This window comes from Sphingomonas faeni (genome assembly GCF_024273235.1).
GTDB lineage: Bacteria > Pseudomonadota > Alphaproteobacteria > Sphingomonadales > Sphingomonadaceae > Sphingomonas > Sphingomonas faeni_A.
Genome location: NZ_JANBVH010000004.1, coordinates 153,508 through 172,440, shown reverse-complemented (window position 1 = coordinate 172,440; position 18,933 = coordinate 153,508). Strand labels below are relative to the sequence as shown.

The window sequence follows — 18,933 nt, the reverse complement described above, 5'->3', positions numbered from 1 at the left end:
GAGACAACTTTCATAAACAGATACTTATCGCAGCTAATTTCTCTGCTAGCATTCAAGAATGCCCTCCCGACAAACCAAGTGCGCCTGCCTTCCCCCCAGTAGGCCGGAAGATGGCTGATGTCGGCCGACCCGCAGCAAGGGCACAGCTCAGGCGCCGACATGACGACCTGCTCGCGCGACAAGCCTGGATGATCGAACATCGATTACGATGACAAATAGTTGCTTCTCACGCGAGTGTCGCCGCGGTTTGATGCCGTGAATAAGGCACTGTGACTGCGGTACCCCCGTCCGTCCGGTCGATACCCCCATCTGTCCAGCCGATACCCCCACACGGCACCCCACTCAGCTGCGATTGTAAGATATGGACTGACAGCCCATGGGACGCCGATATGGCGCTTATCTGCGATCCGTGATCGTCGCTGACATTTGCTGAAGTAGGATGACACAAAGGGGTGGTGGGCGATGACGGGCTCGAACCGCCGACATTCTCGGTGTAAACGAGACGCTCTACCAACTGAGCTAATCGCCCCCTCTCGGGTGGAGGTGCGATGCCAAAGCCGGGCGGCCGGGGCAAGCTAAAAGGGCTCGCACGATCACGGAATCCGCAGGTCGGCGCCTCTGGTGGCCACGATATACCCGCGCATCGCCTCGCTCGCGCGGTCCGACAGCACCATGAATGCGCGCCGCCGGTCGTGCATGTCGGGGCGGCGTTCGAACAATCCGGTGTCGGTCATCCGCGCGATCCAGCGCAGCGCGGTGGTCGGCGCAACCGCGGCGGCGATACACAGGCTCGACACCGACACGCGCCCCCGCTCGAGTTCGGCGGCGTAGAGATCGAGCAGCATGTCCCAGCCCGGATCCTCGAACAGCGCGGTCCCGAAGAACTGGTCGCGCAGCCGCCTCGCCCGGATGGCGCGACGGACATCGGCGGCGCTCGGCTCGGCCAGGGACGGCGGCGCGCCGTAATGGTTCGTCCGATCCCCGACGATTGGCGCGGCAGGGGTATCCTCCTCGATCTCCGCACGCGTCAGCCGCGCGAGCGCCTCGGCGATCCGCGCGACCTCGGTATTCAGACGTTCCAGTCGCGTACTGTCGCTCTCGCGCGTGACGTCGAACACACCGGCGGGGAGCCGCGCGGCTTCGGCGGCGACCACGATCGCCGCGACGCAATCGCCGACGGTGGGATCGACCAGCAACCGCGTGCTGCCGCCGAGAGTCGCCGCAGCGACGACGTCGATTTCATCCATGCCCAGGGCGACGACCAGCCCCGCCTGCAAGGCTGCCGCCTGATCGACGATGACGGGCAGGCGTTCGGCGAGCAGCGCGAGATCGACCCCGGCAGCCTCGACGACGATCACGTGCGGCATCGCGTGATCGCCGAATGCCGCTTGCCAGTCGAGCCGCCCGACGACCCGCCCACGCAGCGCGGCGAGCGCAACGGCCAACCGGTCCGGCGCACTCGCCGCGGCAATCAGGACCGCGTCGATCCCGCTATCGTAATCTGCCGCGTCGGGCGGGCCGGCCGGTCGAGTCATCACGGTCTCCGTTTGAAACGGAGACTAACCTGCGTCAGGCCAAGTATTATACCCGAACTGGATCGAGTTTCGTTGGATTTGGGAACTTCCTCTGCAGGGCGCGATCGGGGCCTAGTCGAGCGCCTTGACGATGTCCTCGACCATCTTCTTCGCGTCGGCCAGCAACATCATCGTATTGTCGCGGTAGAACAGGTCGTTATCGACACCGGCATAGCCGACGCCGCCCATGCTGCGCTTGATGAACAGCACGGTCTTGGCCTTTTCGACGTCGAGCACCGGCATGCCGTAGATCGGCGAGGACTTGTCGGTCTTGGCGGCCGGGTTGGTCACGTCGTTGGCGCCGATCACGAAGGCGACGTCGGTCTGCGCGAACTCGCTGTTGATGTCCTCCAGTTCGAACACGTCGTCATAGGGTACGTTCGCCTCGGCCAGCAGGACGTTCATATGCCCCGGCATGCGCCCCGCGACCGGGTGGATCGCGTATTTCACGCGCACGCCCTCGGCCTTCAACTTGTCGCCCATCTCGCGCAGGACGTGCTGCGCCTGCGCGACCGCCATGCCATAGCCGGGGACGATGATGACCTGCTCGGCCTGGCTCATCAGGAACGCGGCGTCCTCGGCCGAGCCGCGCTTCCACGGCCGATCGACGGCTGAGCCGCCACTTCCCGCGCCTGCATCGCTCGTACCGAAGCCGCCTGCGATCACGCTGATGAAGCTGCGGTTCATCGCGCGGCACATGATGTAGCTGAGGATCGCGCCCGAGCTGCCGACCAGCGCGCCGGTGATGATCATCGCGCTGTTGTGCAGCGTGAAGCCCATCGCGGCGGCGGCCCAGCCCGAATAACTGTTCAGCATGCTGACGACGACCGGCATGTCCGCGCCGCCGATCGGGACGATCAGCAGGAAGCCGATGACGAAGCTCAAGCCCGTGATCGTCCAGAAGATCCACGCCGACTGGTCGGTGACGAAATACGCGATCAGGCCTAGGATGCCGGCGAGCAGCGCGATGTTGATGACGTGGCGACCGGGCAGCATGATCGGCTTGCCGCCCATGTTCCCGTTCAATTTCAGGAACGCGATGACCGAGCCCGAGAAGGTGATCGCGCCGATCGCGACGCCGAGGCCGAGTTCGATCCGGCTGACCGGGTGGATGACCGCGAAGGGCTGGCCGATCAGGGGGATGACGAGGTCGGAGATGCCGAACGCCTGCGGATTGAGATATGCGGCGACGCCGACCAGCACCGCAGCGAGGCCCACGAGCGAATGGAAGGCGGCGACGAGCTGCGGCATCGCGGTCATCGCGATCCGGCGGGCGGTGATGAGGCCGATCGCCGCGCCGACGCCGATCGCCGCGAGGATTTCGACGACCGTGACCCAATCGATGGTGCGCACGGCTATCGTCGGTCCGGTGTCCGAAACGAGAAGATGCTGAACGGTCGGCACATGCGTCACCAGCGTCGTCACGACCGCGATCGTCATGCCGATGATGCCGAAGCGGTTGCCGCGCTGGCTCGACGCCGGGCTCGACAACCCGCGCAGCGCGAGGATGAAGCACACCCCCGCGACCAGATAGGCGAGCGATGCCCAGGGGCTGACCGTCAGTTCATGCATCGTCCATTCCCCCTAATCCTCCCCTGCAAGGGGAGGTGTCGCGCAGCGACGGAGGGGTGACGCGCTCTCGATAGCGCGATACCCCTCCGTCAGGCTGGCGCCTGCCACCTCCCCTTGCAGGGGAGGATCGTATGTCGACCGCCGACTCAGCCCTTCGCAACGGGCCGTTCCTTCTTCTTGTACATCGCCAGCATCCGCGCGGTGACCGCGAAGCCGCCGAAGATATTGATGCTCGCCAGCACCACTGCGAGCAACCCGAGCGCCTTCGCGACACCCGACCCGGCACCGATACCGGCAGCGGCGGCGGCGATCAGCGCGCCGACGATGATCACCGACGAGATCGCGTTGGTCACCGCCATGAGCGGCGTGTGCAGCGCGGGCGTGACCGCCCACACCACGAAATACCCGACGAAACACGCCAGCACGAAGATCGACAGGATCGCGATAAAGTCCATTCTATTCCTCCCCGGCACGGGGAGGGGGACCGGCCGCAGGCTGGTGGAGGGGGCCGGCCGCGAACGATACGATCATCGTCACCACGGCCTCGATATCCCTCAGCACATCGCCTGCCGCCACTCGCAGCACCCGGTAGCCATTCTGCTCGAAAAATTGGTCACGCTCGGCGTCGCGCTGGGGGCGGTCGCCGCGGCCGTGGAATTCGCCATCGACCTCGACCGCGAGCTTGGCGGCGGCGCAGTAGAAGTCACAGACATACCGCCCGATGGGATGCTGGTGGCGGAACTTGAAGCCGGCCTTCCGTCCTCGGAGATGCTCCCAGAGCAGCACTTCCGGGAGGCTCATGTCCCGGCGTAATTTGCGCGCCAGCGAGACTTCGGGGCGTAGCATGTGCGGAACGCCCCCTCCACCGGCTGCGCCGGTCCCCCTCCCCGTGCCGGGGAGGATTATCATGAGATCAACCGCGGGTTCACGATCTTGCCGCCCTGGGTCAGGCGGATCGCGTCGCCGATTTCCGTGTCGAGAACGGGCTTGCCCGCCTCCTTGTCCCAGAAGGCGTTGAGGAAGTTGAACAGGTTGCGGGAGAACAGCGCGCTTGCGTCTGCCGCCAACCGCGACGGCACGTTGCGGTGGCCGACGATCTTCACGCCGTTCACGACGACGACTTCGCCGGCGACCGAACCCTCGACATTGCCGCCCTGTTCGACCGCGAGATCGACGATCACCGAGCCCGGCTTCATGCTCGCCACCTGCGCCGCCGAGATCAGCCGCGGGGCGGCACGTCCGGGGATCAGCGCGGTGGTGACGACGATGTCCTGCTTGGCGATATGCCCCGAGACGAGTTCGGCCTGCGCGGCCTGATATTCGGGCGACATCTCGCCGGCATAGCCGCCCGTCCCCTCGCCTTCGATTCCCGCGACGTTTTCGACGAAGATCGGTTTGGCGCCGAGCGACTGGATCTGCTCGCGAGTCGCGGCGCGCACGTCGGTTGCGGACACCTGAGCGCCCAGACGCCGCGCGGTCGCGATCGCCTGCAAGCCCGCTACGCCGACGCCCATCACGAACGCCTTGGCCGCCGAGATCGTCCCCGCCGCGGTCATCATCATCGGAAAGGCACGACCATATTCGGCGGCCGCGTCGAGCACCGCCTTGTAGCCCGCCAGGTTCGACTGCGACGACAGGATGTCCATCGACTGCGCGCGCGTGATGCGCGGCATGAACTCCATCGCCAGCGCTTCGTAACCGGCCGCGGCGTAGGCATCGATCCGCGCACGCTCTGCAAAAGGATTGAGGCTGGCGGCGATCCACGCCCCCGGCGCGACGCCGGCGAGCGATGCAGGATCAGGCCCCTGCACGCCGAGTACGATATCCGCCCCCGCCAGCGTCGCCGCACGATCGCCAACCGACGCGCCCGCCTCCGCATAGGCGGCTTCGGCGATCGAGGCCGTCTCGCCCGCCCCCGCCTCCACTGCCAGCGTCGCGCCCAGCGCGATGAACTTCTTCACCGTTTCCGGCGTCGCGGAAACCCGCCGCTCGCCGTCCGCTTGCTCTTTCAGGACGGCGATCTTCATGATGTTACGAGATCAGCCAGATGACGAGCGCGACGACCAGCGCGCATCCGATCGAGCCCCATTTCATCATCCCCGTCACGCTCGAATAGGTCGCGACGTGCGCCTTCATGTCTCCGTTGCCGGCCATGGTTCGTGCCCCAATCCTGTCAGTGCTATCCTCTATGCCGTCGACCTTAACCCGCACATCCGGGATCGCCAAGCGAGACATTTAAGGCGCCCTTTACTCGATTGCGCTATTGCACGTGCCGGAACGGGACAGGATTCGCCATGACGCGTAACGGCCAGCGCCTAGTATTGCTGATCGACGACGAGCCCGCGCAACGCCGGCTGGTCGCCGCGCTTGCTGCGCGTGGCGGCTGGCGCGCGGTGTTCGCGACCGATGGCGAGATGGCGATCGCCACGCTGGGCACGCAGGACGGGATGCAACTCGATGCGATCCTGCTCGATTACTCCGCCCCCGATGGCGACGCGACCGCGCTGATCGCCGAACTCCGCGAGCGCCGCCCCGCCCTGCCGATCCTGATGCTCACCGCCAATGGCTCGGTCGCGCACGCGGTCGCCGCGATGCGCGCGGGCGCGACCGATTTCCTGGTCAAGCCGCTCGCGCCCGACCGCGTGCTCGCCGCGCTGGAGGCCGCCGTCGCCGGCACCGCCGCGGGGGAACTGCGCCCGCTCACCGAGAAGATCCCGGCGTTGCTCGCGTTCGACGAGATCGTCGGCTCGTCCCCCGATTTCCGCGCCGCGCTGGCGATCGCGGCCAAGGCGGCGCGTGCGCGCGTCGCGGTGCTGGTCGAGGGCGAGAGCGGGGTCGGCAAGGCAGTCGTCGCCGAGGCGATCCACGCCGCCTCGCCGCGCGCCAAGAAGCCGATGATCACCGTCAATTGCGCGGCGATGCCCGCCAACCTGATCGAATCGGAATTGTTCGGGCACGAGAAGGGTGCGTTTACCGGTGCGTTCGAGCGCAAGATCGGCCGGTTCCACGATGCCGATGGCGGCACGCTGTTCCTCGACGAGATCGGCGAGATGCCGCTGGAGGCGCAGGCCAAGCTGCTCCATCTGCTCCACACCGGCGAAGTCCAGCCGATCGGCGCACGCCATGCGCGCGAGGTCGACGTCCGGGTGATCGCCGCGACCAACCAGCGGCTGCTCGACGAGGTCGAGGCGGGGCGGTTTCGCGAAGACCTGTATTACCGGCTCAACGCGGTGCAGGTGACGATCCCACCTTTACGCGAGCGCACCGGCGACATCCCCGCGCTCGCCCGTCATCTGCTCGCGCGGATCGCCGAGCAACCGGGACTGCGCCCACTCGGCATCACGGACGCAGCGCTGAAGCTGCTCGTCCACTACGATTGGCCCGGCAACGTCCGCCAGTTGCAGAACGCGCTCTTCCGCGCCGCCGTACTGTGCGAAGGCGCCGCGCTGACCGAAGAGGATTTCCCGCAGATCGCCGCACTCGGCAATCGCCAGCGCGGCCCGGCCACCGTGGCAGCGGGCGGCGGCGGCGTCACGCTGTTCCGCCCCGACGGCAACCTCCGCGCGCTCGAGGAGATCGAGGCCGACGTGATCCGCCTGGCGATCGGCCATTATCGCGGCCGCATGACCGAAGTCGCCCGCCGCCTCGGCATCGGCCGCTCGACGCTGTACCGCAAGCTCAGCGACCTTGGGATCGACAACGCCGCTTGAGGCGGACAGGCGCGCCGGCGCTGGATAGCCTATCGCCGATCTGGACAGTCGAAATTGCCTGCCTCGCCGTTCACGCAGCCCAATTCGCCGTTCGGCGGAGCGTCTCCGACAGGCTTCAGCGTTGCAGCGCTTCCGTCCAGAAAACTGATCCGCAGTGTGCCGCCTTGCACGACCCACTCCTTCGCCGTTTCCATTTTTTGCCAGAACCGTCTGGCGATATCGGAGGCATGCTCGTCCATGCATCCGACCGCCGTGACGATCGTCGCTTCCGTCTCGTCGCGTCTGATCACGCCCCTCGTGCTTGTGGGATCGGCGGACCAGCCGAACTCGTCACCGCCGACGTCGTTGCAAACGGACGTTCCCGTAATCCCATGACCAGCATCGAACCGGAGCGTGGCTGTCTCCACGTCGGCGCGTTCGACCTGCGTACCGTCGATCTGGCGCAAGGCCCATATCTTGCCGGTCACTCCGGGGCGTGGGTTTGGTCGCTCGGCCGTCGCCGATCCGCCACATCCTGAAAGGATCGTGAGCATCAGGAGCGCGTACCGAACCATCGGCCCATCCTTTCGGCGTTGCGAAAATCAGACGCTCGTCAGCAAAACCAATCCTAAGTTGGGCCTCGCACCTTGTGGCCATCTGCCGCGACCTCGCTGGAGCCGATGCGATTTCCACATCCTCGGAGACTGGACGCTGGAGAACCCTTGGACAAGTCCTCATCCCCGAGAACCGCCTCGCCCAGTGGTTGCCACATCAGCCGGCGCGGCGACCTTTACCACAAGACACCCTTCTCGGGCTGCAACGGCTCAGGCGCCGGATCGCCGATCGCCTGGAGCAGGTCGATCTCGATCGTGCGGCACATCGCGTTCAGGGGCACGTCGTGGATCGTGTCGGCGAACGGATCGACCAGATCGTCGCCGATCTGCAGCACGGCCAGGAACATCAGGCCGGCGATCGTCGAGCCGACCGGGGTCGCATAGCCCAGCGTCTCGACCAGGCCGATCGGCAGCAGGACGCAGAACAGTCGCGTGAACAGGCTCGGGAAGAACCGATACTGGTTGGGCAACGGCGTGTTCTTGATCCGCTCCATGCCGCCCTGCGCATTGGCGATGTCGACGAGGATCGCTTCGAACTGGGTCTGCTGGATGGTGTCGATCCAGCCATTGCGCCGCGCGACGTCGATCCGGCGACCGGTGCCATCGAGCAGGCCGTTGGCGATGTTGGTCCGCTCGAGCGCGAACGAGGCCTCCTCCTGCGACAGGAAGCGCAGCACCTCGGGTGCGGCCGGCTGCTTGCGCAACTGACAGCGGAGCGCGTTCACATACGCGATCTGGCGGAGGACGATCGTTCGCTTCATGTCGTGGCCCTCGGGCTCGGGCAACATGTTGCGCGCCATACGCGCCAAGCTGCGCGAGGCGTTGATCATCAGCCCCCACAGGCCGCGGCTTTCCCACCAGCGCTGATACGCCGAATTGTCACGGAAACCGAGGAAGAGCGCGAGGGCGGTACCGAACAGCGTCAGCGGCAAGGCGGGCGCGTGGAACGGCAGGACGTAATAGGTGATCGTGACGACCACGTCCCAGACGAAGAGGCCGAGCAGCGGGCGCCAGACCTCGCTTAGGATCTGACTGAAGCGCGGTGTTGCAGTGACGATCAAACGAAAGCTCCCTTTTTCACGCGGCTTTAATGCGCGAAGTGGCGTTTCGCTGCAACGCAGCGGTAATTAGCCGCCTCCGCTTATCCGCCCCCGCTTATCAACCAACCAGCGACTGATCGCGCAGGCCGCGCCAGATCTTCACCGCTTGCACCGTCTCGGCGACGTCGTGGACGCGCAGGATCTGCACGCCCGCCTCCGCGCCTTTCAGCGCCAGTGCGAGCGAGCCGGCGAGACGCTGGTCGACCGGCGCTTCGTTCGAAAGTGCGCCGATCAGGCGTTTGCGGCTCGCGCCGAGCATGATCGGGCAGCCAAGGCCGTGGAAAATCGCGAGGCCGTTGAGCAGCGCGAGGTTCTCGGCCAGCGTCTTGCCGAAGCCGATGCCGGGATCGACCATGATCCGCGACCGCTCGACGCCGCCCGCGACGACCGCGGCGATGCGGGTTTCGAGCCAGTCGAACACGTCGGTCAGGACATTGGCGTAGCCGCCGTCGCCGTGTCCGCCCTTACTGGGGTCGGGCGAGTGCATCAAAACCACCGGGCAGCCGCCTTTCGCGATTACATCGAGCGCGCGGTCGTCCCAGAGGAGCGCGGCGACGTCGTTGACGATGTGCGCGCCGGCGGCGAGCGTCGCCTCCATGACCGCCGCCTTGCGCGTGTCGACCGAGACGATCGCGCCGGCCCGCGCGAGGCGTTCGACGACGGGCACTAGCCGCGCGATCTCGTCGCCTTCCCACACCGCGGCGGCACCGGGGCGAGTCGATTCGCCGCCGACGTCGATCAGAGTCGCACCGGCGGCGGCCATGTCGATGCCGGCTGCTGCTGCGGCGGCGGGGTCGTCGGCGTGCTTGTCGCCGTCGGAGAAGCTGTCGGGGGTGACGTTGAGAATGCCGGCGACGATCGGCTGGTCGAAGCGGAGCGTGCGTTCTCCGACCTGAAGTGCGGCACGGGGGGCGGTGATGGCGGCGTGGAGGTGCGCGGCGCGCTCGCCCAGCGTCGCGACGTCGGCGACGGGGATGGTGCGGCGGGTGCGGCCTTCGATCACCTCGTAGGCGGCGAACCATTGCAGGCCACCGGCGATGCGCACGACGCTGCCGTCGGGGTGGCCGATCGGGGTGTCGACGAACTGGACGGGGCGGAGGTGGATGATCATTCTCCTGCTCCCCTCCCTGGAAGGGAGGGGTCGGGGGTGGGTCGGCCCGTTGGTTTACGTATTGCCCGACAAGCAGCCAACCCACCCCCAGCCCCTCCCTTCCAGGGAGGGGAGCAAGATGTCAGACCGTGGTCGCCAACAGATAGGTCTGGCGGAGGTCGTCGATCGGCTTCAGGCCCTTGTCGCTCTCGTAATGCCAGAAGCTCCAGCCGTTGCACGCCGGCGCGTTCTGGAGCGTCGAGCCGAGCTTGTGGATCGAGCCGATCGTGCCGCAATCGCTGAGCAGCGAACCGTCCGCGCGGATCGTCGCGCGCCAGCGGCGCTTCGAATCGGTCAGCACCGCGCCGGGTGTCAGATACGCGTTCTCGACCAGCACGCCGAACGCGACCTTGGGCTGCGTGCGCGGGCTCATCATCGTGCGGATCGCCGATTCGTCGAGCGGCAACGCCGCCTCGATACGCTCCTGCGCCGCCTCGATATAATCGCCCTCGCGGTCGATGCCGATCCAGCTGCGACCGAGGCGCTTGGCGACTGCGCCAGTGGTGCCGGTGCCGAAGAACGGGTCGAGCACGACATCGCCGGGCTTCGTGCAGGCCAGCAGGATGCGGTAGAGCAGCGCCTCGGGCTTCTGCGTCGGATGCACCTTGGTGCCGTTCTTCTTCAGCCGCTCGGCACCGCCGCAGGTCGGGAATTCCCAGTCGCTACGCATCTGGAGCTCGTCGTTGAGCGTCTTCATCGCGCGGTAGTTGAAGTGGTATTTCGCCTTCTCGCCCTTCGACGCCCAGATCAACGTTTCGTGCGCGTTGGTGAAGCGCGTGCCCCGAAAATTCGGCATCGGGTTGGTCTTGCGCCAGACGATGTCGTTGAGGATCCAGTAGCCGAGATCCTGCACCGCCGCGCCGACGCGGAAGATGTTGTGATAGCTGCCGATCACCCAGAGCGAACCGTCGTCTTTGAGGATGCGGCGCGCTTCCTGGAGCCAGGCGCGGGTGAAGCGGTCATAGGCGGCGAAGGTGTCGAACTTGTCCCAGTCGTCGGTGACGGCATCCACGTGGCTGCCGTCGGGGCGATAGAGTTCGCCACCGAGCTGAAGGTTGTACGGGGGGTCGGCGAAGATCATGTCGATCGACTTCGACGGGAGCGCCTTCATCCGTTCGATGCAGTCGCCGCGGAGGATCTGGTCGAGTGGAAGAACGGCTTGAACAGCCGGCTCCGTTGTCTTCTTCGCACGCGGCCGTGCGATCGTCTCGATCAAACCCATGTTTTCCGCCCCTTGTCGGCACCCATAGCTGCGGAATTGTCCGACTCCGTCAAGCAAAGTTTCGTTAACGGCGCTTTGGTGCGAATCCGTCGCCGCAGCCAATCGAGTTGCCATTGCCCAGATGTTGAGTCGTGGGAGACTCGCGACTCAAGCCCTTGGGGTGTGGCGCGAAAGACTCAGCTCGTCGTTTCCGTCGCGAACAGCCCCTCGCGCGCCAGATAGGTGGCGGCGACGGGCGCGAAACTGCGGCGGTGAATCGGCGTGGGCCCGTGATCGCGCAGCGCCTTCATGTGGTGCGCGCAGCCGTAACCCTTGTTGGAATGCCAGTTATATTCGGGGTGCACGTCCGCAGCTGCGATCATGATGAGGTCGCGGGTGTGCTTGGCGACGATCGAGGCGGCGGCGATCGACAGCGATTTCGCGTCGCCGCCGACCAGCGGCGTGGCGGGGTAGGTCCAGCGGGGCAAACGATTGCCGTCGACCAGGACATGGCCGGGCGCGTGGCCGAGTTCGGTGGCGAGCGCGTCGACCGCGAGCGTCATCGCCTTCATCGTCGCCCAATAGATGTTGAGCGTGTCGATCTCGTCGGGCTCGACGATGCCGATGCCGACGATCGCGCAGCCCTTGAGGCGCGCGCAGAGCCGTTCGCGTTCGGAGGGGGAGAGCTTTTTGGAGTCGTCGATGCCGCGGGGGACGCCTTTGGGCGGGAGAATCACGGCGGCGGCTACGACCGGCCCGGCGAGCGGGCCGCGGCCGGCTTCGTCGACACCGGCGACGGGGCCGACGCAGAGCTTTTCGTGTTTCATGCCGGGCATTATTTGGTTCTCAACTGGTCGAATGGGCTGACACCGAGTGCGTGCCCCATGGGGCCGTGCCCTGCGCCGAGCCCCGGTCCGTTGGCAAGCGCAGCGCGGACGAAAGCGATGGCGCGCTCGATCGCCGTGTCGAGCGACAGGCCCTGGGCGAGCCCGGTCGCGATGCCGCTGGCGAGCGTGCAGCCGGTGCCGTGCGCGTGGCGGGTTTCGATGCGGGGGTTGGTCCAGCGGGTTTCGCCGGCGTCGGTGACGAGGCGGTCGGTGATGTGCGGACCTTCGCCGTGGCCGCCCTTGATGAGGACGGCTGGGCCAAGCGCGCGGATCGCGGACTCGCCGCCCAAGGCCGCGAGTTCCGGGAGATTGGGGGTCACGAGCGTGGCGATCCGCATGAGGCGGGCGAAGGCTGCAATTGTGGCGACGTCGGCCAGGACGGAGCCGCTGGTGGCGATCATGACGGGATCGAAGATGATGGGGAGTCTGCTCCCCTCCCCGGAAGGGAGGGGTTGGGGGTGGGTTGGTTTGAGGCTGGTGTCGCGCTCGTTCAGCGGCCTACTACCCACCCCCGGCCCCTCCCTTTCAGGGAGGGGGGAAAGACGCTCTAGATATGCGGCTACGGCGTTGGCGGTTTCGGCCGAGCCGATCATGCCGATCTTTACTGCGTCGATGCCGATGTCGCTGGCCACCGAGTCGATCTGCGCCAGGACCATGTCGGTCGGGATCCGGTGGACCGCCTGCACGCCGAGCGTGTTCTGTGCGGTGATCGCGGTGACGGCGGTCATCGCGTGACCGCGGAGCATGGTGACGGTCTTGATATCGGCCTGGATGCCGGCGCCCCCGCCTGAGTCCGAGCCGGCTATTATGAGGATTCTGGCGGTCATCGGAGGTCGGCGGCCGGAGTGAAGTATAGGAAGTATAGACGCTCGCACGGTTTCGTTCGGAAGCCGTTTGCGGTGGCTGAGCGGGGTTTGGCAAGGGCGGCGGTCATGGAAATCGCTATGCCATAATCGCTGGTCTGTAGGACAGAGGCGCTAGCATGTGCCGAGCACCGCGCCCCAACCGCATCACCCCAGCGGAGGCCGGGGCCCGATCGGGAGACATGCCTGACTGAGCCTGGCGCAACCCCATCGCCGCCAACCCCGTCGCCGCAACCTCCTCATCCCCCCAAGTCCGTCACCCCAGCGAAAGCTGGGGTATCCCGGTTCGAGCCCCTCGCTTCCCAACGAGCATACCCCAGCTTTCGCTGGGGTGACGGAGTTGGGGAGTGACGAAGGGTTCCGTTACTTCGACCTTTCCAATTGGGCCCCGGCCTTCGCCGGGGTGGTAGAGGTGGCCGGGGTGGTAGAAGTGGCCGGGGTGGTGGCGTTGGAGTGGTAACGTTGAGGTGGCAGCGTTGGCGGGCGCTACTTCGGTGGCCTAGTGCCGCCTGCCGGCTCCCGGCTTTTGTGGCGGCGCTGCACCGAGTCTCGTGGGGCGGTCGAGGAGTTCGCCGCCGCAGTTGGGGCAACGCTCGTCGAGCGCGTCGGCGCATTCCGCGCAGAAGGTGCATTCGAACGAGCAGATGAACGCACCCGGTGCATCGGCGGGAAGGTCCGTGGTGCAGCGTTCGCAAAGGGGGCGCATTTCGAGCATCAGGCAGCGGCCTTTCGTACGGCATCGCAGATCCGGTCGACGACACGCTCGACCTGGCCGGGGTCGTCGCCTTCGGCCATCACGCGAATCACTGGTTCGGTGCCCGACGGGCGGATGACGAGACGTCCCTTGCCGGTGAGTTCGGCCTCCGCCTGCGCGATCACCGCCTTCACCGACTCGTCGTCCAGCGGTTTGCCGCCGCCGAAGCGGACGTTCTTGAGCAACTGCGGCAGCGGCTCGAAGCGGTGCAGCACTTCGCCTGCGGGGGCGCCCGAGCGCTTCACCTCCGCAAGAATCTGGAGCGCCGCGACGAGACCGTCGCCGGTCGTCGCATAATCCGACAGTATGATGTGACCAGACTGCTCGCCGCCGACATTATACCCGCTCGTGCGCATCTTCTCGAGCACGTGGCGATCGCCGACCTTTGTCCGCACCAGCCCCAGCCCCTGCGCGGCGAGATGGCGTTCGAGGCCGAGGTTGGACATCACGGTGGCGACGAGGCCACCACCCGCCAGTCGCCCCTGCCGCGCCCAGCTGGCCGCGATCGTCGCCATCAGCTGGTCGCCGTCGACGATCGTGCCGGTTTCGTCGACCACGATCAGCCGGTCGGCGTCGCCGTCGAGCGCGATGCCGATGTCCGCGCCGCTTGCGACCACCGTCTCGGCGAGCGTCTGCGGGGCGGTCGAGCCGACGCCGTCGTTGATGTTGGTGCCGTTGGGCGAGACGCCGATCGCGACGACGTCCGCACCGAGTTCCCACAGCGCCGAGGGTGCGACCTTGTACGCCGCACCGTTCGCACAATCGATGACGATCCGCATGCCGTCGAGGCGGAGATTCTCGGGGAAGGTCGACTTGGCGAAGTGGATGTAGCGGCCCTGGGCGTCGTCGATACGGCGGGCGCGGCCGATCTGATCGGACGGGACGAGCGGCACGTCGCCATCGATCAAGACCTCGATGGCTTCCTCCGCCTCGTCGGACAGCTTGTAGCCGTCGGGGCCGAACAGCTTGATGCCGTTGTCGGCGTACGGGTTGTGGCTGGCGGAGATCATCACGCCGATATCGGCGCGCATCGACTGGGTGAGCATCGCCACCGCAGGCGTAGGCATCGGCCCGACCATGACGACGTCCATGCCGACGCTGGTGAAGCCTGCGACCAGCGCGGATTCGAGCATGTAGCCGGACAGCCGGGTGTCCTTGCCGATGACGACGCGGTGGCGGTGGTTGCCACGCTGGAAATAGGCGCCGGCGGCCATGCCGACCTTCATCGCCATCTGCGCGGTCATCGGCGCGACGTTGGTGGCGCCACGAATGCCATCGGTACCGAAATATTTCCTTGCCATCGCGTCCGCTTTCCGTCCCGTATCGGTATCCGAAGCCGTTGATAGCGCGGTCGAACACGAAGGGCGAGCATGTCGCAGGCTACACGGATTCTTACAGCGCTGGTCGGCGGCATCGCGATCGGCATCGCCGCGGCCGCCTGGTCGCCGGCGAACGCGCTGGCGGTGACCGCAGTGACGCAGCCGATCGGATCGGCATGGCTGCACGGGTTGCAGATGGTGATCGTGCCGCTGATCGTCGGGCTGCTCGTCACCGGCATCGGTGCGACCGCCGAGGCGGCGCGCGCCGGACGGATCACGGGCCGCGCGATCCTGATGATCGTCGTCATCCTGTGGAGCACGACGATCATGTCGGCGTTCGTCATGCCGTTGCTGCTCGACCTGTTCCCGCTGCCAGAGAGTCTCAGCACGGCGTTGCGCGCGGCGCTGACGACGGCGGCGCCGATCGGCACGGTGCCGGGGATCGGTGCGTTCTTCGACGGGATCGTGCCGACCAACATCGTCGCGGCGGCGGCGAGCGATTCATTCCTGTCGCTGACGGTGTTCGCGCTGGCGTTCGCGTTCGCGATCACGCGGCTGCCAGCGGCACAGCGCGCGATCCTGACCGGGTTCTTCCAGGCGGTGGTCGATGCGTTGCTGGTGCTGATCGGCTGGGTGCTGAAGCTCGCGCCGATCGGGATTTTCGCGCTGGCCTACGGCGTCGGGGCACGGACCGGGACGGCGGCGTTCGGGGCGTTGCTCCATTATATCGTCTGCGTCTCGGCGATCGGCTTCGTCGTGCTGCTCGCGGCGTATCCGGTCGGGATGATCGGCGGGCGGGTATCGCTCGGGCGGTTCGCGCGGGCGGTCGCGCCGGCACAGGCGGTGGCGATCAGCACGCAGTCGTCGCTCGCGTCGCTGCCGGCAATGCTGAAGGGCTCGGTCGATCTCGGTGCGTCGCCTGCCACCGCGGGCATCGTGCTGCCGCTGGCGGTCGCGATCTTCCGCGCGACCAGTCCGGCGGTGAACCTGGCCGTGGCGCTGTATGTCGCGCATTGGCTTGGCGTCCCGATCGGTCCGGCGCAGTTGGCCGCGGGTGTCGCGACCGCAGCGATCACGACGATGAGTTCGGTGTCGCTGCCGGGGACGATCAGTTTCGTCGCGTCGGTCGCGCCGGTGTCGCTCGCGATGGGGGTACCGATCGAGGCTTTGGGGCTGCTCATCGCGGTCGAGACCGTGCCCGACCTGTTCCGCACCGTCGGCAACGTGACTATGGATACCGCCGTCACCATCTCCGTTTCAGCCCGGTCCGATCAAAAGGACGGCACTCAGGAGATACCCCATGAAATATCGCACGCTCGGCCCTGATTTCGAGGTTTCCGCGCTGGGCTTAGGCTGCATGCCGATGGCCGGCATCGGCAAGGGCATGTACGGCGAGGCCAACGCCGACGAGAGCATCGCCACGATCCACCGCGCGATCGAGCTCGGCGTGACGCTGTTCGACACCGCGGAGATCTATGGCCCGCTGGTCAACGAGGAACTGCTCGGCAAGGCGATCCGCGGCAAGCGCGACGGCGTCGTGATCGCGACCAAGTTCGGCTTTCGCTACGACGAGAACGGGATGACCGGGGTCGACTCGACGCCTGCCAATGTGCGGCGGGCTTGCGAGGGATCGCTGAAGCGGCTGGGGGTCGAGACGATCGACCTGCTGTACCAGCACCGCGTCGATCCAGGTGTGCCGATCGAGGATACGGTCGGGGCGATGGCGGACCTCGTGCGCGAGGGCAAAGTGCGGCATCTCGGGCTGTCCGAAGCTGGGCTCGACACCATTCGCCGCGCGGCGGCGACGCATCCGATCGCGGCGTTGCAGAGCGAATATTCGCTGTGGGAGCGTGACGTGGAGGAGGCGATCCTGCCGCTGTGTCGCGAACTCGGGATCGGGTTCGTGCCGTATTCGCCGCTGGGGCGGGGGTTCCTGACGGGGCAGATCACTGCACGGTCGGACTTGCCCGAGGGTGACTACCGCCGCAACGACCCTCGCTATTCGGAGGAGAACTTCGCCAAGAACATGGAGATGGTCGCGGTGGTGAAGTCTATCGCCGACACGCATGGGGCGTCGCCGGCGCAGATCGCGCTCGCGTGGCTGCTGGCGCAGGGCGACGACATCGTGCCGATTCCGGGGTCGAAGCGCCGGGTTACGCTGGAGGACAGCATGAAGGCGGCGGACGTGACGCTGTCGGCGGACGATCTGGCGAAGCTGGATGCGGCGGCGCCGCGCGGCGGGACGGCCGGGCCGCGGTACGGCGAGAAGGCGCTGTCGATGACCCGGATCTAATTTCTCCCCTCCCGTTTACGGGAGGGGTCGGGGGAGGGGCGTGCCGCATAGGCCGGACGCCAGTACGTACGTCGCGCCCTCCCCTAACCCCTCCCGCAAGCGGGAGGGAACAGGTCGCTTACTGAACCCCGTGCATCCACTTCTTGAGCAGCGGCGAGATCAGCAGGGGCACCACGCCGATCCCCGCCGACACCAGCCCGATCGTCCAGAACACGCCGGCATAGGTATCCAGGCTGACCTTGAGATTGGTCACCTGCCCGCCGACAGTCTCGACGCTCGCGACCTGCGCGACGACCCCCGCGACGTACTGCGCGACCGAGATCGACAGGAACCACACGCCCATCATCAGCCCAACGACACGCGCGATCGACAGCTTGGTGATCATGCTGAGGCCGACCGGCGAGATGCAGAGCTCGGCGAACGAGTGGATGAAATACAGCCCGGCGAGCCACCAGATCGCGACCTTGAACGTGGGGCCCACCATGCTCGCGCCCCAGACGAGAAACAGGAAGCCCACGCCGACACCGATCAGCGCGATGCCGAACTTGACCGGGATCGACGGCTCGATGCCCTTCGCGGCCAGCTTGGTCCACAGGATCGACATCACCGGCGCCAGCGCGACGATGAAGAACGCATTGAAGAACTGCGTCTGGCCCGCCGAGATGCTGAACAGCCCGAAGATGCTGAGATCGGTGTTGCGATCCGCGAACAGGGTCAGCGAGGAGCCGGCCTGCTCGAACAGCGTCCAGAACACGACGTTGAACACGATCAGCACCATCGCCGCGAGCATCATCTGGAACTCGCGACGCTCGCCGTTGACGAACGACCAGATCAGGATGCCCGGCACCGCGATCAGGAACGTCCCGAACAGCAATTTGCCCATCAGCGACAGCGAGACGATGTAGCCGATGATCCCCGACCCCGGCACCGGCGGCTCGGCGTTCATGAGGTTGACGAACAGCAGGTAGAAGATCGGGATGCCGAGCAGGGCCGCGGCGTAGATGCCGAGCGCACGATCGGGCCCTGCACGGACCGGCGGCTCGCCGTACCCGTCGAGCTTGCCGCCATCGAACTGGATCAGCGTCCACGAGAACAGCATGCCGATCGCCGCGAGCCCGAAGCCCGCCCACCAGCCGAACGCCACGGCGAGGAACGGGCAGAGCAGCTGCGAGAACAGCGAGCCGAGGTTGATCCCCATGTAGAAGATCGTGAAGCCGGCATCGCGGCGCTTGTCGCCCTGCGCGTAGAGCTCGCCGACCATCGTCGAGATGTTCGGCTTGAAGAAACCGTTGCCGACCGAGATCATGCAGAGCGCCAGCAGCATGATCGTGACGTAGAAGCTGCTGCGTTCGGCGCCCGATTCGAAGCCGCCCTTCTCCACCGTGCGCGCGGTCGAGCCGTCGGGTGCGAGCAGCGAGACGGTGCCGTCGTCATTGCCCTTGATCTTCAGCTTGTTCGCGCCGTCGACGAGATAGCGGACTTCGCTGTCGGCCTGGTCGACGACTTCGATCGCGTAGCGCTGGTTGGCGATCGTCGCATAGGGCTTGGCGGTCTCGCCGCCGAAGCAGAGCAGCAGATAGCCGAGCGCCATGATGATCGCGCCGAATTTCACCGCGCGCTTCGAGCCCAGATACTGATCCGCGAGGTAGCCGCCGACCAGCGGGGTCAGATACACCAGCGCGGTGTAGCCGCCATAGAGCCCGGTCGCCTCGCGGTCGCCGAACACGAAATGCTTGGTGAGATACAGCGTGAGCAGCGCGCGCATGCCGTAATAGCCGAACCGCTCCCACATCTCGGTGGTGAACAGCCGCGCGAGCTGGCGGGGATGCCCGAACCAGGTTTCGCCGGACGCCGGGTTGATATGGGTGATATCCGGCTCTCGCGGGGTATCCGCGGTCGGGGTGTCCACCATTCTTA

General features: G+C 66.5%; 19 protein-coding genes and 1 tRNA gene. 3 read left to right on the top strand and 17 right to left on the bottom strand.

The window, feature by feature from the left end; genetic code table 11:
* From NLI89_RS03525 to NLI89_RS03490, 8 genes are all read right to left on the bottom strand, one after another.
* Positions 1-200: hypothetical protein (locus NLI89_RS03525; RefSeq protein ID WP_254685756.1), on the bottom strand; the 200-nt coding region annotated here is incomplete at its 3' end.
* 253 nt (positions 201-453) lie between these two features.
* Positions 454-529: transfer RNA gene (locus NLI89_RS03520), tRNA-Val, on the bottom strand.
* Positions 530-593: 64 nt separating this feature from the next.
* Positions 594-1,535: a MarR family winged helix-turn-helix transcriptional regulator gene (locus NLI89_RS03515; RefSeq protein ID WP_254685755.1), complete on the bottom strand. Its 942-nt coding sequence runs from the start codon at positions 1,533-1,535 to the stop codon at positions 594-596.
* A 111-nt stretch (positions 1,536-1,646) separates the two neighbouring features.
* Positions 1,647-3,146: an NAD(P)(+) transhydrogenase (Re/Si-specific) subunit beta gene (locus tag NLI89_RS03510; RefSeq protein WP_254685754.1), complete on the bottom strand. Its 1,500-nt coding sequence runs from the start codon at positions 3,144-3,146 to the stop codon at positions 1,647-1,649.
* Positions 3,147-3,292: 146 nt separating this feature from the next.
* Positions 3,293-3,601 (bottom strand): NAD(P) transhydrogenase subunit alpha, encoded by a 309-nt coding sequence (locus NLI89_RS03505; RefSeq protein WP_254685753.1) that lies wholly within the window; start codon positions 3,599-3,601, stop codon positions 3,293-3,295.
* Between the two features lies 1 nt (position 3,602).
* Complete coding sequence (locus NLI89_RS03500; RefSeq protein WP_254685752.1) at positions 3,603-3,992, bottom strand: endonuclease domain-containing protein; 390 nt, start codon at positions 3,990-3,992, stop codon at positions 3,603-3,605.
* A gap of 59 nt (positions 3,993-4,051) precedes the next feature.
* Positions 4,052-5,173 (bottom strand): NAD(P) transhydrogenase subunit alpha, encoded by a 1,122-nt coding sequence (locus tag NLI89_RS03495; protein WP_254685751.1) that lies wholly within the window; start codon positions 5,171-5,173, stop codon positions 4,052-4,054.
* A 4-nt stretch (positions 5,174-5,177) separates the two neighbouring features.
* Positions 5,178-5,300 (bottom strand): aa3-type cytochrome c oxidase subunit IV, encoded by a 123-nt coding sequence (locus NLI89_RS03490; protein ID WP_187503846.1) that lies wholly within the window; start codon positions 5,298-5,300, stop codon positions 5,178-5,180.
* 140 nt (positions 5,301-5,440) lie between these two features.
* Between NLI89_RS03490 and NLI89_RS03485 the strand changes: the two genes are divergently transcribed.
* Positions 5,441-6,856, top strand: coding sequence for a sigma-54-dependent transcriptional regulator (locus tag NLI89_RS03485; RefSeq protein ID WP_254685750.1), 1,416 nt, complete (start codon positions 5,441-5,443; stop codon positions 6,854-6,856).
* Between the two features lie 29 nt (positions 6,857-6,885).
* On the opposite strand, the gene NLI89_RS03480 is transcribed toward NLI89_RS03485, so the two are convergent.
* The 8 genes from NLI89_RS03480 to glmM form a co-directional block, all read right to left on the bottom strand.
* A complete protein-coding gene (locus NLI89_RS03480) occupies positions 6,886-7,323 on the bottom strand; it encodes an META domain-containing protein (RefSeq protein ID WP_254685749.1) in 438 nt (145 codons plus the stop codon).
* A 302-nt stretch (positions 7,324-7,625) separates the two neighbouring features.
* Entirely contained in the window at positions 7,626-8,510 is an 885-nt protein-coding gene (locus NLI89_RS03475; protein ID WP_187503843.1) for a bestrophin family protein, read from the bottom strand.
* A 97-nt stretch (positions 8,511-8,607) separates the two neighbouring features.
* A complete protein-coding gene (folP, locus tag NLI89_RS03470; RefSeq protein ID WP_254685748.1) occupies positions 8,608-9,660 on the bottom strand; it encodes a dihydropteroate synthase in 1,053 nt (350 codons plus the stop codon).
* A gap of 121 nt (positions 9,661-9,781) precedes the next feature.
* Positions 9,782-10,921: a site-specific DNA-methyltransferase gene (locus NLI89_RS03465; RefSeq protein ID WP_302675585.1), complete on the bottom strand. Its 1,140-nt coding sequence runs from the start codon at positions 10,919-10,921 to the stop codon at positions 9,782-9,784.
* A gap of 176 nt (positions 10,922-11,097) precedes the next feature.
* On the bottom strand, positions 11,098-11,736 hold the full coding sequence (locus NLI89_RS03460) for a ribonuclease HII (RefSeq protein ID WP_254685747.1): 639 nt from the start codon (positions 11,734-11,736) through the stop codon (positions 11,098-11,100).
* Complete coding sequence (thiD, locus tag NLI89_RS03455) at positions 11,736-12,614, bottom strand: bifunctional hydroxymethylpyrimidine kinase/phosphomethylpyrimidine kinase (RefSeq protein ID WP_254685746.1); 879 nt, start codon at positions 12,612-12,614, stop codon at positions 11,736-11,738. The genes NLI89_RS03460 and thiD overlap by 1 nt, the downstream gene beginning before the upstream one ends.
* 535 nt (positions 12,615-13,149) lie before the next feature.
* Positions 13,150-13,365: a DUF1272 domain-containing protein gene (locus tag NLI89_RS03450; protein WP_254685745.1), complete on the bottom strand. Its 216-nt coding sequence runs from the start codon at positions 13,363-13,365 to the stop codon at positions 13,150-13,152.
* Positions 13,365-14,705, bottom strand: a complete 1,341-nt coding sequence (gene glmM / locus NLI89_RS03445; protein ID WP_254685744.1) for a phosphoglucosamine mutase — start codon at positions 14,703-14,705, stop codon at positions 13,365-13,367. The genes NLI89_RS03450 and glmM overlap by 1 nt, the downstream gene beginning before the upstream one ends.
* Before the next feature lie 69 nt (positions 14,706-14,774).
* On the opposite strand from glmM, the gene NLI89_RS03440 reads away from it, so the two are divergent.
* Together NLI89_RS03440 and NLI89_RS03435 are read left to right on the top strand one after the other, a co-directional pair.
* Complete coding sequence (locus tag NLI89_RS03440) at positions 14,775-16,049, top strand: dicarboxylate/amino acid:cation symporter (RefSeq protein WP_254685743.1); 1,275 nt, start codon at positions 14,775-14,777, stop codon at positions 16,047-16,049.
* Positions 16,024-17,016, top strand: coding sequence for an aldo/keto reductase (locus NLI89_RS03435; protein WP_254685742.1), 993 nt, complete (start codon positions 16,024-16,026; stop codon positions 17,014-17,016). The genes NLI89_RS03440 and NLI89_RS03435 overlap by 26 nt, the downstream gene beginning before the upstream one ends.
* 118 nt (positions 17,017-17,134) lie before the next feature.
* On the opposite strand, the gene NLI89_RS03430 is transcribed toward NLI89_RS03435, so the two are convergent.
* Positions 17,135-18,928: a peptide MFS transporter gene (locus tag NLI89_RS03430; RefSeq protein WP_254685741.1), complete on the bottom strand. Its 1,794-nt coding sequence runs from the start codon at positions 18,926-18,928 to the stop codon at positions 17,135-17,137.
* Positions 18,929-18,933: the final 5 nt, after the last annotated feature.

Bases quoted from the DNA above. Each gene is read 5' to 3' on its own strand.
- NLI89_RS03485 (WP_254685750.1), top strand. From the start codon at position 5,441: ATGACGCGTAACGGCCAGCGCCTAGTATTGCTGATCGACGACGAGCCC.
- NLI89_RS03500 (WP_254685752.1), bottom strand. From the start codon at position 3,992: ATGCTACGCCCCGAAGTCTCGCTGGCGCGCAAATTACGCCGGGACATG.
- glmM (WP_254685744.1), bottom strand. From the start codon at position 14,705: ATGGCAAGGAAATATTTCGGTACCGATGGCATTCGTGGCGCCACCAAC.
- thiD (WP_254685746.1), bottom strand. From the start codon at position 12,614: ATGACCGCCAGAATCCTCATAATAGCCGGCTCGGACTCAGGCGGGGGC.
- NLI89_RS03510 (WP_254685754.1), bottom strand. From the start codon at position 3,146: ATGCATGAACTGACGGTCAGCCCCTGGGCATCGCTCGCCTATCTGGTC.
- NLI89_RS03465 (WP_302675585.1), bottom strand. From the start codon at position 10,921: ATGGGTTTGATCGAGACGATCGCACGGCCGCGTGCGAAGAAGACAACG.
- folP (WP_254685748.1), bottom strand. From the start codon at position 9,660: ATGATCATCCACCTCCGCCCCGTCCAGTTCGTCGACACCCCGATCGGC.
- NLI89_RS03495 (WP_254685751.1), bottom strand. From the start codon at position 5,173: ATGAAGATCGCCGTCCTGAAAGAGCAAGCGGACGGCGAGCGGCGGGTT.
- NLI89_RS03450 (WP_254685745.1), bottom strand. From the start codon at position 13,365: ATGCTCGAAATGCGCCCCCTTTGCGAACGCTGCACCACGGACCTTCCC.
- NLI89_RS03460 (WP_254685747.1), bottom strand. From the start codon at position 11,736: ATGCCCGGCATGAAACACGAAAAGCTCTGCGTCGGCCCCGTCGCCGGT.
- NLI89_RS03490 (WP_187503846.1), bottom strand. From the start codon at position 5,300: ATGGCCGGCAACGGAGACATGAAGGCGCACGTCGCGACCTATTCGAGC.
- NLI89_RS03515 (WP_254685755.1), bottom strand. From the start codon at position 1,535: ATGACTCGACCGGCCGGCCCGCCCGACGCGGCAGATTACGATAGCGGG.
- NLI89_RS03505 (WP_254685753.1), bottom strand. From the start codon at position 3,601: ATGGACTTTATCGCGATCCTGTCGATCTTCGTGCTGGCGTGTTTCGTC.
- NLI89_RS03440 (WP_254685743.1), top strand. From the start codon at position 14,775: ATGTCGCAGGCTACACGGATTCTTACAGCGCTGGTCGGCGGCATCGCG.
- NLI89_RS03435 (WP_254685742.1), top strand. From the start codon at position 16,024: ATGAAATATCGCACGCTCGGCCCTGATTTCGAGGTTTCCGCGCTGGGC.
- NLI89_RS03430 (WP_254685741.1), bottom strand. From the start codon at position 18,928: ATGGTGGACACCCCGACCGCGGATACCCCGCGAGAGCCGGATATCACC.